The following is a 14,549-nucleotide window of genomic DNA, read 5'->3' on the forward strand; positions in this document are numbered from 1 at the left end:
GCCCCCTACGGCTTTACTGCTTACCGCACTGCGGGACCAGCTTCTTCTCTTCCTCCGAGAGGCTGGGGCCGGGAGTGGGGGTCGCGGTCTTCTTGTCGCCCTTGGCGGGGGGCGTGGCGGATGTGCTGTCTGCGTTCTCGTTCTGGTTCTTGGCGGCTTCCGCCTCGGCCGCGCGGCGCTGCGCGTTCTTCTCGCACGCGGACGCCTGTACTTCGAGCTCGCTGACCTTCTGGCGGGCATCTGCGAGGTTGCCCTCGGCGATCGTCGCCTCCACCTGCTTGCGCTGGTAGGGCGGGAGGTACTTCAGTTCGATCTCGGTGCTCTCTTCGACCTCGGAGAGCGACACCCAGGCGAGGTCCTGGCTGATGCCGCGGAACAGCGCGACGTTCTCGTCCTTCGTACCCACGTAGAACTGCGTCTGGGTCCAGCGGTAGCCGCCGTACACGCCACCGCCGATGACGGCCAGGGCCAGCACGACGTAGACCGACCGCTTCAGCCACTTGCGGCCGCCGCGGGGCTTGGTGAAGTCCTCGTCGGTGTACGAGTTCAGGGCGCTGTCCGGACCGGAGCCGTAGCCCAGGTCGTCGCCGCTGCCGGGCGGGCCGAAGCCTCCGGAGGGCGGCGGGGCGGAGCGGCCGAGGCCCGCCGCGCGGCCCGCGGGCGTCTCCATGGCGCGGCCGTCGTTCGCCTGGGCGGCCTGGTTCTCGGCGACGGCGCCGACGATGACCGGGGTGTCGTGGAGCTGCCCGGCCAGGGTGTCGTTGCTGTCGACGTCCAGCACGTCGGCGACGATGCAGGTGATGTTGTCGGGGCCACCGCCGCGCAGGGCGAGCTGGATGAGCTCCTGGATGGTCTCCTGCGGGCCCTGGTAGCTGGCGAGGGTCTCCTCCATCGTCTGGTGCGAGACGACGCCGGAGAGACCGTCCGAGCAGATCAGGTAGCGGTCACCGGCGCGGACCTCACGGATGGAGAGATCGGGCTCCACGTGGTCGCCGCTGCCGAGCGCCCGCATCAGCAGGGAGCGCTGCGGGTGGGTGGTGGCCTCTTCCTCGGTGATCCGTCCCTCGTCGACCAGACGCTGCACCCAGGTGTGGTCCTGGGTGATCTGCGTCAGGACGCCGTCGCGCAGGAGATAGGCGCGCGAGTCGCCGACGTGGACGAGGCCGAGGCGCCGACCGGTCCAGAGCAGGGCGGTGAGCGTGGTGCCCATGCCTTCGAGCTGGGGGTCCTCCTCGACCATGTCACGCAGCTGGTCGTTGGCCCGCTGGACCGCCGTGCCCAGCGAGGTGAGGATGTCGGAGCCCGGCACGTCGTCGTCGAGCTGGACGAGCGTGGAGATCACCTCGGAGCTGGCGACCTCGCCGGCCGCCTGACCGCCCATGCCGTCGGCGATGGCCAGAAGGCGGGGGCCGGCGTAACCGGAGTCCTCGTTGCCCTCCCGGATCATGCCCTTGTGCGATCCGGCGGCGAAGCGCAGCGACAAGCTCATGCGCACCTCGCCCGTCGGCTCGCCGGTCGACTGTCGCGCCAGCCGGTCTCGAGCCACACTGCCCACCTTCCGGTCGGGAGCCGCACCGGGTCCTTCGTCAGGACCGCCGCGGCTCGCTCGCTCCGCTCGCTCATTGTCGTACTACTTCCGCAGCTCGATGACGGTCTTACCGATGCGGATCGGCGCGCCCAGCGGAACAGGTGTCGGGGTGGTGAGCCGGGTCCGGTCGAGATAGGTGCCGTTGGTGGACCCGAGGTCCTCGACGATCCACTGGCCGTCACGGTCCGGGTAGATCCTGGCATGCCTGCTGGACGCGTAGTCGTCGTCCAGCACGATCGTTGAGTCGTGCGCCCGGCCCAGCGTGATCGTCTGGCCCTGGAGTGCGACCGTGGTGCCGGTGAGCGTCCCCTCGGAGACGACCAGCTTCGTGGGAGCCCCACGCCGCTGGCGCCCCGGCTGCTGGCGCTGCTGAGGGGGTGCCGCTTGCTGTTGGCGGCCCTGCTGCGGGCGCGTGTCGGCGGCAGTGCGGCGTGAGCCGCGCTGCGTGACACGCGTTCCGAACAGGTCGCTGCGAATGACCTGGACGGCCACGATTACGAATAGCCACAGAACAGCCAGGAAACCTAGCCGCATGACCGTAAGGGTCAGCTCTGACATTGCCCCCGCTTCACCCTTCGGCTTGCCGGTAAACGATGGTGGTGCTGCCCACGACGATTCGCGAGCCGTCGCGGAGCGTAGCGCGGGTGGTGTGCTGCCCGTCCACCACGATGCCGTTGGTGGACCCGAGATCCTGGATCGTCGAGGGCGTTCCGGTCCGGATCTCACAGTGCCGGCGCGATACGCCGGGGTCGTCGATCCGCACGTCGGCGTCGGTGCTTCGTCCCATCACCAACGTCGGGCGGGAGATCTGATGGCGGGTGCCGTTGATCTCGATCCAGCGCCGCACCTGGGCGTCCGGCACGGGGCCGGACGCGGGCGGGCGCCAGTCGCTGGAAGGGCCGCCGGGACGCCCCGCGCCCGGCGGCGGGGCCGCGGGCATGGGCGGGGGTGAGGAGGCCGGGGGATAGCCGTAACCACCCGGTGCCTGAGGAGCGGCGGGGCGGTTCGGCGGGGCGTAGGGCGCGGGACCGCCCTGCTGGTCCTGCTGCCCCTGTTGTGACGAACTCGACGCCAGGGTCCGGCTGCGTACGCGGTAGAGCCCCGTGTCGAGGTCGTCCGCCTTCTCCAGGTGGACCTTGATCGGGCCCATGAAGGTGTACCGCTGCTGCTTGGCGTAGTCCCGGACGAGGCCGGAGAGTTCGTCGCCGAGCTGCCCCGAGTAGGGGCTGAGCCGCTCGTAGTCGGGCGTGCTGAGCTCGACGATGAAGTCGTTGGGGACGACGGTCCGCTCGCGGTTCCAGATCGTTGCGTTGTTGTCGCACTCGCGCTGGAGCGCGCCGGCGATCTCGACCGGCTGCACCTCGGACTTGAAGACCTTGGCGAAGGTGCCGTTGACCAGACCTTCGAGACGCTGCTCGAAACGCTTCATGACTCCCATGGGGCACCTCCTCCGGTGTCGTCATCCCTGTACTGCTTACTGATCGTATCCACGCGTCGGGAAATCGGCTGGTTCCCCTTGTCTGCACAGTGGATGAGTGTCACCTCTCACACGGATCGTAGAGGTGCCCTCCCGACAGTGTCCCGCACTCCGCGTGTACTCAGGAGGAGTGGGGGCGGCCTCTTCGGGTTCCCGGTGCCCGACGCGGGTTGCGCGAAACAACGGATGTGAATCCACCCTGTCCAGCGTGCTAATCTTCCGGATGTCGCCAGGCGCTCGCACCACACGGTGAGAGAGTCTGAAAACACCACTCATGCGCGAGTGGCGGAACGGCAGACGCGCTGGCTTCAGGTGCCAGTGTCCTTAGGGACGTGGGGGTTCAAATCCCCCCTCGCGCACAACGGGTAGTTGCTCGCAACTGCCGGGTTGGTTCGACAGAACCCCCGCTCCGGAGAAATCCGGAGCGGGGGTTCTTCGTTGTGGCCCGTGGAGGCTTCGGTGGGGCTTTGGTGGCGCCTTCGGTGGGGGCTTCGGTGGGGGCTTCGGTCGGGTCTTCGGGTGGCCGGTGCGGGACGGCCGGCTCACGGGTCAGGGCGTCTACCTGCTCCGGGGACCGTCCCGAACTACCTGGGGGCGACCGCCCCGTCGGACACCGGCGCCACGGTGGTTCGGACGGTCTTCACCGAGGTCGCCGCTCGAGGTGACGAATGTCGCGCCCACGGCGGACGACGGCGAGCCGACCGGGCGGGGCCTTCTCTGCGTGCTGGTGGCCGCCGGTATCGGGTCCTACGCCCCGGTCGAGGTGATCGGCGGCGCGGGGGCGGTGCCGCGTCGCTGCTCGCGGCCGCGCAGGCGGTCGGGGGCCTCCCCCCATGGTGAGCGCCGTCGGCGCTGTGTTCCGCCGGGGGCCGCTCGGTCCTGTGGATCACGGCCTCGGTGGCCTGTGGGCGACGGCCTGGCTCTGCTCGGCGGCATTTTGCCGATCGGGGTCGGCCTTCCCGCACTTCTGAAGCGATGGACCACGCCACGCTCGACGTGATGGTGCCGTTCGGCATGCCCCGCTTCGCGCGTTCCGGCGGCGTCTTCCGTCCGGAGCTCCCACTCGGCTTCTTCGGGTTCGCTCCATGCCCTCTGGATCGGGGCGGGCTTCGTCCAAGAAGTGCGCGGCCACGTGCACTTCGGCGGTTACGGACTGGGCGGACAGGTGCTGGTGCCGGCGCTGTGGTTCCTGGCGGAGCGGGCGGTCCTCGGCATGGTGGGCGTAGCCGGGCCGAGGGGGTGCCGTGGCGCTGCGGTGCGGTGCGGTGGGGTTCCGCGGGGCGGCACCTCCCGCTGCGGAGGCCTCCGCCGAGGGGAGACGGAGGAGGCGGTCGGCGTCCGAAGCTGCCGGCAGGGTGCCTCGGGGGAGCCGTGGCCGGCGGGCGAGGTACGGTGCCGGCGGCACGGCCCGCGCGGGTTGTCCACAGGAGAAGACGGCCGGCGCGGCGCGGTTGTACGGTCGTGCGCAGGTGATGCGGGACGGGACAGCGGCAAGGCGGGGGAGGCGGCGCTCCATGAGTGAGGTCGATGCGACGGTGCCGGCGCGGAGCGCGGCAGAGGGAGGAGCACGCATTCCGGTCGTGCCCGGCTTCGCGCAGCGCCGGGACGGAGGGCGGCGGTCGGCGGAGGATCCCGGGAGATCGCCGAAGGCCGTCGGTAAGGCGCTGCGGCTCCAGGTGCCCCGCTCCGTCCACGGATCCCTCGTCCTGCCTGCCGGCCGGCCCGACGCGGTCCAGGCGGTGGAGGAGTCGAACCGGGGCCGGGTGCCCGCACTGACGCCCATCCGGGTGGGGCGGATGGCCGCCACTCCGTTCGCCTTTCTACGCGGCTCGGCCGGGCTGATGGCCCACGACCTGACCGGCACACCGGTCACGGGGGTCGGTGCTCAGCTCTGCGGTGACGCGCACGCGGCCAACTTCGGGCTGTACGGCGATGCGCGCGGCAATCTGGTGATCGATCTCAACGACTTCGACGAGACCGTGTTCGGCCCGTGGGAGTGGGACCTCAAACGGCTCGCCACGTCGCTGGTCCTCGCCGGCCGCGAGGCGGGCGCCGACGAGGACACCTGCCGGCAGGGTGCGTACGACACGGTGGGTGCCTACCGGCGCACGATGCGTCTGCTCGCCGGACTGCCCGCCCTCGACGCGTGGAACGCCATCGCGGACGAGGAACTCGTCTCGCACACGGACGCGCGGGATCTGCTGGGCACGCTGGAGCGCGTCTCCGCCAAGGCACGCAACAACACCAGCGCCCGTTTCGCCGCCAGGTCCACGGAGGAGTGCGAGGACGGCGGACGCCGCTTCGTCGACGCCCCGCCCGTGCTGCGCCGGGTGCCGGACGCGGAGGCGGCGGCGGTCGCGGCCGGTCTGGAGGGTTACCTCTCGACGCTCTCGGAGGACCGGACCCCGCTGCTGGCCCGCTACGCGATCCACGACGTGGCCTTCCGTGTGGTCGGCACGGGCAGCGTCGGCACCCGCTCCTACGTCGTGCTGCTGCTCGATCACCGTGGTGAGCCGCTGGTCCTTCAGGTCAAGGAGGCCAGGCCCTCCGCCCTCTCCCCCTTTCTTCCCCAGGCAGGCTTCCAGGTGCCGGAAGTGGCGCACGAAGGGCGCCGGGTGGTGCTCGGGCAGAAGCGGATGCAGGTGGTCAGCGACATACTGCTCGGCTGGGCCGAGGTCGAGGGCAGGCCTTTCCAGGTGCGCCAGTTCAGGAACCGCAAGGGGAGTGTGGATCCGACAGCGCTCGCGGCGGACCAGGTGGACGACTACGGGCGGATGACCGGTGCCCTGCTGGCCCGGGCTCACGCGCACAGTGCCGACCCCCGGCTGCTCGCGGGCTACTGCGGGAAAAATGCCGAGCTGGACGACGCCGTGGCCGATTTCGCGGTGCTCTACGCGGACCGTACGGAGGCGGACCACGCCGAGCTCGTGCGGGCGGTCCGTGCCGGTCGCACACCCGCCGAACTCGGTGTCTAGCGGGTCCGCTGCTACCGCGCGTCCTCGTGGTGCGGGCCGTGGCCATACGCTGGACGGGTGAGCCAAGAAGCCGCCGGGGTGCCGACCACCCGGAACGACGTAGACGCGCAGGACCGGGATCAGGACGAGAGCCGGCCGAGCGAGCCGGAGCACGCGCACCGCGCGTCCCCGGCTGAGCTGCCGGACGGTCCGGACGAGGAACCGGAGGCCGGTCACCACCCTGGTGGGGCGACGGTCGGTGACAGGGCCGAGGGCGGTTCCGGGGCTGGTGGGGGTGCAGGCCGCGGTGCTGGTGGCGATGACCAGGGCGTGCCTGCGGACCCGTCGGGAGCCCCCCGGCCCGAGGAGCGGCTCGCGAAGGCTGTCAGGGCGGCCGAGCAGGCTCTGATCGAGTTCGAGATCGCGGTGGAGACCTTCCGCGTCGAGGTCGACAACTTCTCCCGGCTGCACCACCAGAAGCTCGGCCCGATGTACGCGCGCCTGGACGAGCTCGACGCACAGATCGCGGAGGCGCGGGCCGCGAAGACGGGGGATCCGGAGGATCTGCGCAAGGCCCAGGAGGCGCGGGCGATTGTCATGCCGATGCCGGGGGTCGAGGAGCTCTTCCACGACTGGATGGACTCCGACGGGCTGTCGCCGGAGGCGGCGGCCATGCTCACGGAGCAACCTGTGCGGCCGCCGAAGCGCGTCAGGCCCAGCGAGGAGGCGCGCAAGCTCTACAGGGAGCTGGCACGCATGTCCCACCCGGACCTCGCGTCGGACGAGACCGAGCGAACGAGGCGCGACGAGTTCATCGCGCGTGTCAACGCCGCATACGGGCGTGGTGACGTCGCGCTGTTGCAGGAACTGGCAGCGGAGTGGGCGGCGGGCCCGGTCGCTCCGGAGCTGCAACTGAGCGAGAGCGAGGAGCTCTACGCCCGGCTGGAGTGGCTGAGCCGCCGCAAGGAACTGCTCACGGCTCTTGCGCGGGAACTGGAGGAGAGCGCGATCGGCTCCATGCTGCGGATGGCGCCCGAGGACCCCGACGGACTGCTGGAGGACATCGGGGAGAAGCTCCTGGCCGAGGTTGCCGAGCGTGAGGCGGAGCTGACGGCACTGGTGCAGTAGCGTTTGAGGAGACCCTGGCGCGTACGTACGAGAGAAGGCATGACCCATGAATTTCGCTCCGCTGCCCTCGGTGGACGTAGCGGCGGTGCCGTCGGACGGCTTCGTGCTGGACGTCCGGGAGATCGACGAGTGGGCGGCGGGGCATGTCGAGGGCGCGCTCCACATCCCCATGAGCGAATTCGTGGGGCGCTTCGGTGAACTGACCGAGGCAGCCGACGACGGGCGGCGCGTCCATGTGGTGTGCCGGGTCGGCGGCCGGTCCGCCCAGGTAACCCAGTACCTGGTGCAGCAGGGCATCGACGCGGTGAACGTCGACGGCGGAATGCTCGCCTGGGACGGAGCCGGCCGCCCGATGGTCACGGAGAACGGGAACGCGGCCTTCGTCCTCTGACTCCCCGCTGCCGCTCCGGCCGTTCCAGCCACTCCGGCCTTCCTCCTGCCGCTGCCGCCGCCACTGCTTGCGGGCCGTTCGCGGAGGCGGAGTGGGTAACGGCCCGCAACCAGAGGAGTGGCGGGGTGGCGAAGTGGTACGGAGGTGGATGGGCGGAGGCAGGGACCGGGCGCCGACAGGGCGGTCTACCCGCTCGGACCGCTCGCCCCGAGCGCCGCGAAACGGCGTCGACGCGTAGGACTCGCCTCCGGAGGTCAGCTTTCCCTCCGCTCTGCCTGTACGTCCGTAAGCGGGACGACCGCCGGGGCTCACCGGCGCATGGCCGTTCAGCGGTCGAAGTCGATCTCCACCTCCGGGGTGGCGGGGTGCGACTGGCAGGCGAGTACGAAGCCGGCTTCTGTCTCCTCGGGCTCCAAGGCGAAATTCCGGTCCATCCGCACCTCACCCGACACCAGGAAGGCACGGCATGTTCCGCAGACGCCGCCCTTGCAGGCGTAGGGGGCGTCCGAGCGGCTCCGCAGGACCGTCTCCAGCAGCGATTCGCCGTCCTGGACCGGCCAGCTGCCGGAGCGGCCGTCGAGCGTCGCCGTGAGCGTGCTCTCCGCGGGAGCGGTCACCCGGGCTGTTGGCGGCGCAGTTGTCTTCTCGTCGGAGACGTGGAAGATCTCCTGGTGGATCCGGGTGCGGTCGACGCCGAGCGCCCGGAGGGCACGTTCAGCCTCCCGCACGAGGCCGAACGGCCCGCACAGGAACCAGCCCGCCACGTCGGGTACCGACACCAGCGCGGGCAGCAGCCCACCCAGCCGCTCCCGGTCCAGCCGGCCGGAGGCGAGCCCGGCGGCCTGTTCCTCCCGTGACAGCGCGGTCACCAGCTGGAAGCGGTCCGGATAGCGGTCCTTGAGGTCGGCCACCTCGTCGAGGAACATTGTCGAGGCCGCTGTCCGGTCGCTCCGGATCAGGCAGAAGCGGGCTTCCGGTTCACGCGCCAGCAGCGTTGCCGCGATCGACAGCACCGGTGTGATGCCGCTGCCTCCGACGATCGCCGCGAAGTGGCCGGGGCGGGGGCGAAGGACGAAGCGGCCCATCGGAGGCATGGCTTCCACCTCGTCACCGACCGCCAGTTCCTTGAGGGCGTACGTGGAGAACACCCCGCCGTCGACCATGCGGATACCCACCCGCAGCTCGGGAGGGTCCGGCTGCTCGGCGGCAGGAGCACAGATCGAGTACGACCTGCGGATCTCCTCGCCACCGGCGCCGTACCGCACGTTGAGATGCTGACCCGGTGTGTGGCGGAAGGTTTCGCGCAGGGCGGGGGGCACGGCGAAGGTGACGGCCACCGCGTCGTCCGTGATCCGTTCGATCGCGCTGACCCGGAGCGGATGGAACATCTACAACTCCTTGAAGTGGTCGAACGGTTCGCGGCAGGCCACGCAACGGCGCAGCGCCTTGCACGCCGTGGAGGAGAACCGGCTCAGCAGCTCCGTGTCCGTGGAACCACAGTGCGGGCAGCGCACCGAGAGGGTCAGCGGCACGGGTCCGGACGGCCCGCCCGGTCGCGGCGGCGCTATCCCGAACTCCGCCAGCTTGCGACGCCCCTCGTCACTGATGTCGTCCGTCGACCACGCGGGAGCCAGCACGGTGACCACGGAAACCTCGGCCACACCATGGTCGTGCAACACCCGCTCGATGTCGGCGGACATGGCCTCGATCGCCGGGCAGCCCGTGTACGTCGGTGTGAGGTGGACCGTGACGCGGTCGGGTCCGTCCATCCGCACCCCGCGGAGTACACCGAGCTCGTCCAGAGTGAGGACCGGCAGCTCCGGATCCGGCACCGAGCCCGCGAGCCGGTGGAGCTCCGCCTCCAGCAGGGTTTCCGTCACCATGACGCCCCCGGGTGGCTGCGGTGCAGATGCTGCATTTCGGCGAGCATCCGCCCGAACGGCTCGGTATGCAGGCCCTGCCTGCCGGCTCCCGCGCCCCACGCGCCGCTCTGCGGGCCCGACGGAAGGGTCAGGGTGGCCCGCTCGACCACGGATCCGACGGCGGACGACCAACTCCCGCGCAGCGACTCCCGGTCGACGTCGAGTCCCTCCACCGGTTCGAACAGCTCGCCGGTGAACCGCCACAGAGCGTCGAGTCCGCGCTGCATGCGCTCGTGGCTCTCGGCCGTGCCGTCACCCAGCCGCAGGATCCACTGCTCGGCGTGGTCCCGGTGGTAGGCGACCTCCTTGACGGCCTTCGCAGCCAGGTCGGCGAACTCCCCCGTCCCGGCGGCCAGTTGCCCGTACAGGAGGTGCTGGTAGACCGAGAAGTACAGCTGGCGCGCGATGGTGTGGGCGAAGTCGCCGTTCGGCTGCTCCACCAGCTGGACATTGCGGAAGGACCGCTCCTCGCGGAGGAAGGCCAGCTCGTCCTCGTCCCCGACGAACGAAAGCAGCATCCTCGCCTGGCCCAGCAGGTCCAGGGCGATGTTGGCCAGCGCCACTTCCTCTTCGAGGACGGGCGCGTGACCCGCCCACTCGCCCAGGCGGTGCGACAGCACCAACGCGTCGTCGCCGAGGGCGAGGGCCGCGCTCACAGGTGCTTCACCCCTTCCGGAATCTCGTAGAACGTGGGATGGCGGTAGGGCTTGTCCCCGGCCGGTTCGAAGAAGGAGTCCTTCTCGTCGGGTGAGGAGGCCGTGATCGCCGTCGACGGGACCACCCAGAGGGAGACGCCCTCGGAGCGGCGGGTGTACAGATCGCGGGCGTTGCGCAGGGCCATCTCGGCGTCCGGTGCGTGCAGGCTGCCCGCATGGGTGTGGGACAGCCCGCGGCGGGAGCGCACGAACACCTCCCACAGAGGCCAGTCGGTCGAGCTGCTCATGCGGTCGCCTCCACGGTCTCTGCGGCCGCTCCGGACGTTCCGGGTCGTGCCGCGTGTCTGTCTGCGTAAGCCGCCGCCGCGTCGCGTACCCAGGCGCCCTCTTCGTGGGCCCTGCGTCGCTGGGTGAGCCGCTCCTCGTTGCACGGGCCGTTGCCCTTGAGCACCTCCTGGAACTCCGTCCAGTCGATCGCTCCGTAGTCGTGCTGCCCGAGTTCCTCGTTCCACCGGATGTCCGGGTCCGGCAGGGTGAGACCCAGGGCCTGTGCCTGCGGGACGCAGATGTCGACGAAGCGCCGGCGCAACTCGTCGTTGGAATGGCGCTTGATCTTCCAGGCCATCGACTGCGCCGAGTGGGCGGAGGCGTCGTCGGGGGGACCGAACATCATGAGGGACGGCCACCACCAGCGGTTCACCGCGTCCTGCGCCATCTCGTGCTGGGCAGGAGTGCCGCGGCTGAGGGCGAGCAGCAGCTCGTACCCCTGGCGCTGGTGGAAGGACTCCTCCTTGCAGATCCGTACCATCGCACGGGCGTAAGGGCCGTAGGAGCAACGGCAGAGCGGCACCTGGTTGGTGATCGCGGCGCCGTCCACCAGCCAGCCGATCGCCCCCACGTCGGCCCAGGTGAGTGTCGGGTAGTTGAAGATCGAGGAATACCGCTGGCGGCCGGCGTGCAGCTTGTCGAGCAGCTCCTCGCGGCTGGTCCCGAGGGTCTCCGCCGCGCTGTACAGATACAGCCCGTGCCCGGCCTCGTCCTGCACCTTCGCCATCAGGATCGCCTTGCGGCGCAACGAGGGTGCGCGCGAGATCCAGTTGGCCTCGGGTTGCATGCCGATGATCTCGGAGTGCGCGTGCTGCGCCATCTGACGGACCAGCGAAGCTCGGTACGCGTCGGGCATCCAGTCCCGCGGCTCGATCCGGTCGTCAGCCGCGACAGCGGCGTCGAAGGCCGTGGCGCGCGCCGCGGCCGCCGCTGCCCCGTCTGCCGTCCCCTGCGTCGCTTCCTCCGCAGTCACTGCCGTCATCCCGGACTCCCTACCGACCGATCGTTCGGTTCCTTGGCTTCAATGGTGAGTCGGAGGCCCGTAGGGTGTCAACCCTGTGGATAACTGAGCGGTGATCGACGGTGATCGGGGCGGGATGGATTCGGACCACGGTGGGCGTACCGACGGCGTGGAAGAGCGCTCCTGGCCGGAGATGCCGCGCCGGAACGGCGCCGGTTCGAGCGACGGGCCCGAGACGGTAGCCCCGCCTCCGGAGCAGGGGGACGCCGCAGCGGACGCGGCCGCCGAACCCGCGGGGATACCGGGCCCCGGGCCTTACGGCCGAGATCATTCGGGGACGGACACGTCGACGGCGCCGGGCTCGAATCCGGCCCCGCTGCGGCGGGAGGGCCGGGGGATAGCCGGTCTGTCACTTCCCTACCAGATCGTCGCAGCACTGGCGCTCTCCGTGATGGGACTCGTGGCCTGCGGGCACCTCGCCATGGTGTTCCTGCACGTGGCCCCGTCCAACACCCTGACGAAGCAGCACGGCGAGGACATCGACGACTGGATCTATCCGGAATTCGAACAGAACTGGAAGCTGTTCGCCCCGAATCCGCTGCAGCAGAACATCGCCGTACACGTGCGTGCCGAGATCGACGGGGTGGACGGCATCACCACCACGCGCTGGATGAGCCTCTCCCACGAGGACGGCCGGGCGATACGCGGAAATCCCCTTCCCAGCCACGTTCATCAGAACGAACTGCGGCGGGCCTGGGACTTCTACACCGGGTCCCATGACAACGAGAACCGCCCCAGTGGCCTGCGGGGAGAACTGTCCGAACGCTACATCCGACGGATCGTGATGCTTCGCCTCTCCGCGCACGACTACGGGGGCACGGTCGAGCGGATCCAGGTGCGGTCCTCGATCCGTTCCGTCGGTGCTCCGCCGTGGAGCAGCGAGAAGATCAGCACCGAGCCGAACTACCGGGTGCTTCCGTGGTGGACCGTGACCCCGTCGGACCTGCCGCAGGCCGGCGCCGATCAGGTGTCGAACGGTGCCGAGGGGGAGAAGTGAGCACGTCCGCCGAGCCGCGCGGCGGCGTCCGGAACCCCGACCGCTCCCTCGCCCGCGCCATCCAGGGGGTCACTGCCGGGCCGCTGGGCGTGTACCAGAGCGCCGTCGTCCGTATCGGTGTCTCCGCCACGTACCTGCTGTTCCTGCTGCGGGAACTCCCGAACCGCCGGGAGCTGTACGGCCCCGACGGCCCGTGGCGCTGGGACATGGCGCGGGAGCTCATCGCCGGTAACGACGCCTTCACCGTCCTGATGTGGTCGGACAGCATGCTCTGGTTCGAGAGCGTCTACGGACTCACGCTGATCTCCGCCGCCCTTCTGATGCTCGGCTGGCGGACCCGCGTCACCTCGGTCGTGTTCATGGCCGGCGTGCTCTCGCTGCAGAACCGCAGCATCTTCATGGGGGACGGCGGCGACAACGTCATCCATCTGATGGCGATCTACCTTGTGCTCACCCGCTGTGCACAGGTCTGGTCGCTGGACGCGCGACGTGCCGCACGGGAGGCCGCACACCGCGCGGCGGGGCACGGGCCCGCACGGGACGTCGTGGGCCCGGCCCTGTGGGCCGTATCGGGTGCTGTCCTGCTGCCCGCCATGGCGATGGACGGACTCGGCGGAACCTGGTGGCTGCGGACGCTCCTGGGCGTGCTGTGGGTGGGCAACGGCCTCTGGTGGGCTTTGCGCCGCTACGCACCCGACCGTGAGCTCCGCACCCTGCTCGACGTCCTGGCCAACCTGGCCCACAACGCCGCCCTTCTCGTGATCATGGCCGAGGTCTGCCTGATCTACGCGACCGCGGGCTGGTACAAGATCCAGGGATCCCGCTGGCAGGACGGCACAGCTCTCTACTATCCCCTCAAACTCGACTACTTCGCCCCGTGGCCGGCGCTCTCCGGTCTGCTCGCGTCCAGCGCGCTGGCTGTCATGGTGCTGACGTACGCCACGGTGATGGTGCAGGTCGCCTTCCCCTTCACCCTGTTCAACCGGCGGGTCAAGAACGTCCTGCTGGTGGTCATGATCGGGGAGCACGCCGGGATCGCCGTTCTCCTCGGACTGCCGTTCTTCTCCATGGCGATGATCGCGGCGGACGCCGTCTTCCTGCCGACGGTGTTCCTGGTGTGGCTGGGTGAAAAGGTGACCTTCGGCCGGCGGCGGCTCGTCTCCCGGGCGACGGGCAGAGCCCGGGTGCCGGGACAGCGGCGGCCGGACGACGGTGATCAGGAGCCCCTGCGGCACGGCGGGGGCGGGGGCCATACGCTCGTCGGGTGACCAGCGAGACCGGCAGTGCAGAAGATCCTCGAGCAGCAGCAGCGGACCCGTCCACGGCGACCGGACCGTCCGGGGAAACGGGTCCCTCCCCGGCGACGGACCTGTCCGCGGACCCTGATCCGTCCGCGGAGCCCATCCAGTACGACGACGGGTACGGCAACCAGATCGGGGTCGGCCCGCACCCCGTGCCCTGGCCCGAGGGGGAGCGCTACGACGCCGAACTGCTCGCCCTGGGCGACCGGCGCAACGTGGGCGACGCCTACCGGTACTGGACGCGTGAGGCGATCGTCGCCGATCTCGACCTGCGGCGGCACGACTTCCACGTGGCGGTCGAGAACTGGGGCCACGACTTCAACATCGGCTCGGTGGTGCGCACGGCCAACGCCTTCCTCGCCAAGGAGATCCACATCGTGGGCCGGCGGCGCTGGAACCGGCGGGGTGCGATGGTCACCGATCGCTACCAGCATGTGCGTCACCACGCCGACACCGCCGACCTGACCGCCTGGGCGGCCGCCGAGGGGCTGCCGATCATCGGTATCGACAACCTCCCCGGCGCGGTGCCCCTCGAACGCACGGTCCTGCCCCGGCGGTGCGTGCTGCTGTTCGGACAGGAAGGCCCGGGGCTGACCGAGGAAGCCCGGCGGCACGCGTCGCTCGTGTGCTCCATCGCGCAGTTCGGATCGACGCGTTCGATCAACGCGGGAGCGGCGGCGGCCATCGCCATGCATGCCTGGGTCCAGCGGTACGCGGACATTCCGGAGCCTTCGAGCGGGTGACCGGGGAGGTGGCCCAGCCCCCGCTCCGCCGGGCGGCGTGTGGC

Annotated in this window: 14 protein-coding genes and 1 tRNA gene; 7 read left to right on the top strand and 8 right to left on the bottom strand. The window is 70.3% G+C overall.

Annotation, left to right across the window (positions count from 1 at the left end; genetic code table 11):
• Nucleotides 1–13: 13 nt before the first annotated feature.
• From ACH4VO_RS13755 to ACH4VO_RS13765, 3 genes are all read right to left on the bottom strand, one after another.
• On the bottom strand, nt 14–1,489 hold the full coding sequence (locus ACH4VO_RS13755; protein WP_360995653.1) for a Stp1/IreP family PP2C-type Ser/Thr phosphatase: 1,476 nt from the start codon (nt 1,487–1,489) through the stop codon (nt 14–16).
• 141 nt (nt 1,490–1,630) lie between these two features.
• Nucleotides 1,631–2,146: an FHA domain-containing protein gene (locus tag ACH4VO_RS13760; protein WP_360995499.1), complete on the bottom strand. Its 516-nt coding sequence runs from the start codon at nt 2,144–2,146 to the stop codon at nt 1,631–1,633.
• A 10-nt stretch (nt 2,147–2,156) separates the two neighbouring features.
• Complete coding sequence (locus tag ACH4VO_RS13765; RefSeq protein WP_360995496.1) at nt 2,157–3,026, bottom strand: DUF3662 and FHA domain-containing protein; 870 nt, start codon at nt 3,024–3,026, stop codon at nt 2,157–2,159.
• Nucleotides 3,027–3,341: 315 nt separating this feature from the next.
• On the opposite strand from ACH4VO_RS13765, the gene ACH4VO_RS13770 reads away from it, so the two are divergent.
• The 4 genes from ACH4VO_RS13770 (at nt 3,342) to ACH4VO_RS13785 (ending at nt 7,538) form a co-directional block, all read left to right on the top strand.
• Nucleotides 3,342–3,424, top strand: a tRNA-Leu gene (locus ACH4VO_RS13770).
• Between the two features lie 1,155 nt (nt 3,425–4,579).
• Nucleotides 4,580–6,040: a DUF2252 domain-containing protein gene (locus ACH4VO_RS13775; RefSeq protein ID WP_360995493.1), complete on the top strand. Its 1,461-nt coding sequence runs from the start codon at nt 4,580–4,582 to the stop codon at nt 6,038–6,040.
• 57 nt (nt 6,041–6,097) lie between these two features.
• Nucleotides 6,098–7,147 carry a hypothetical protein gene (locus ACH4VO_RS13780; protein WP_360995490.1) on the top strand — a complete coding sequence of 350 codons (1,050 nt, stop codon included), beginning with the start codon at nt 6,098–6,100 and terminating at the stop codon, nt 7,145–7,147.
• Between the two features lie 46 nt (nt 7,148–7,193).
• Nucleotides 7,194–7,538: a rhodanese-like domain-containing protein gene (locus ACH4VO_RS13785; RefSeq protein WP_360995488.1), complete on the top strand. Its 345-nt coding sequence runs from the start codon at nt 7,194–7,196 to the stop codon at nt 7,536–7,538.
• Nucleotides 7,539–7,864: 326 nt separating this feature from the next.
• Here the strand turns inward: ACH4VO_RS13785 and ACH4VO_RS13790 are convergent, their stop codons facing one another.
• The 5 genes from ACH4VO_RS13790 to paaA are packed head-to-tail and all read right to left on the bottom strand — an operon-like array spanning nt 7,865 to nt 11,425.
• Nucleotides 7,865–8,926, bottom strand: coding sequence for a 2Fe-2S iron-sulfur cluster-binding protein (locus ACH4VO_RS13790; protein WP_360995485.1), 1,062 nt, complete (start codon nt 8,924–8,926; stop codon nt 7,865–7,867).
• On the bottom strand, nt 8,927–9,421 hold the full coding sequence (paaD, locus tag ACH4VO_RS13795; protein ID WP_360995481.1) for a 1,2-phenylacetyl-CoA epoxidase subunit PaaD: 495 nt from the start codon (nt 9,419–9,421) through the stop codon (nt 8,927–8,929).
• Nucleotides 9,415–10,116, bottom strand: coding sequence for a 1,2-phenylacetyl-CoA epoxidase subunit PaaC (gene paaC, locus ACH4VO_RS13800; protein ID WP_360995478.1), 702 nt, complete (start codon nt 10,114–10,116; stop codon nt 9,415–9,417). The genes paaD and paaC overlap by 7 nt, the downstream gene beginning before the upstream one ends.
• The gene (gene paaB / locus ACH4VO_RS13805; protein ID WP_069171673.1) at nt 10,113–10,403 is read right to left on the bottom strand and encodes a 1,2-phenylacetyl-CoA epoxidase subunit PaaB; all 291 of its coding nucleotides are present in this window, start codon (nt 10,401–10,403) and stop codon (nt 10,113–10,115) included. Before paaB ends, paaC begins: the two co-directional genes overlap by 4 nt.
• Nucleotides 10,400–11,425, bottom strand: a complete 1,026-nt coding sequence (paaA, locus tag ACH4VO_RS13810; RefSeq protein WP_360995475.1) for a 1,2-phenylacetyl-CoA epoxidase subunit PaaA — start codon at nt 11,423–11,425, stop codon at nt 10,400–10,402. The genes paaB and paaA overlap by 4 nt, the downstream gene beginning before the upstream one ends.
• Before the next feature lie 115 nt (nt 11,426–11,540).
• Here paaA and ACH4VO_RS13815 point away from each other — a divergent pair, with 115 nt between their 5' ends.
• Genes ACH4VO_RS13815 through ACH4VO_RS13825 form a run of 3 tightly spaced genes read left to right on the top strand, consistent with a single transcriptional unit; the run spans nt 11,541 to nt 14,505 of the window.
• Entirely contained in the window at nt 11,541–12,461 is a 921-nt protein-coding gene (locus ACH4VO_RS13815) for a DUF5819 family protein (RefSeq protein WP_360995472.1), read from the top strand.
• Nucleotides 12,458–13,729, top strand: coding sequence for an HTTM domain-containing protein (locus tag ACH4VO_RS13820; protein ID WP_360995469.1), 1,272 nt, complete (start codon nt 12,458–12,460; stop codon nt 13,727–13,729). Before ACH4VO_RS13815 ends, ACH4VO_RS13820 begins: the two co-directional genes overlap by 4 nt.
• Complete coding sequence (locus ACH4VO_RS13825; protein WP_398440940.1) at nt 13,726–14,505, top strand: TrmH family RNA methyltransferase; 780 nt, start codon at nt 13,726–13,728, stop codon at nt 14,503–14,505. The genes ACH4VO_RS13820 and ACH4VO_RS13825 overlap by 4 nt, the downstream gene beginning before the upstream one ends.
• Nucleotides 14,506–14,549 lie beyond the last annotated feature (44 nt).

This window comes from Streptomyces sp. NPDC020780 (assembly GCF_044334475.1).
Taxonomy (GTDB): domain Bacteria; phylum Actinomycetota; class Actinomycetes; order Streptomycetales; family Streptomycetaceae; genus Streptomyces.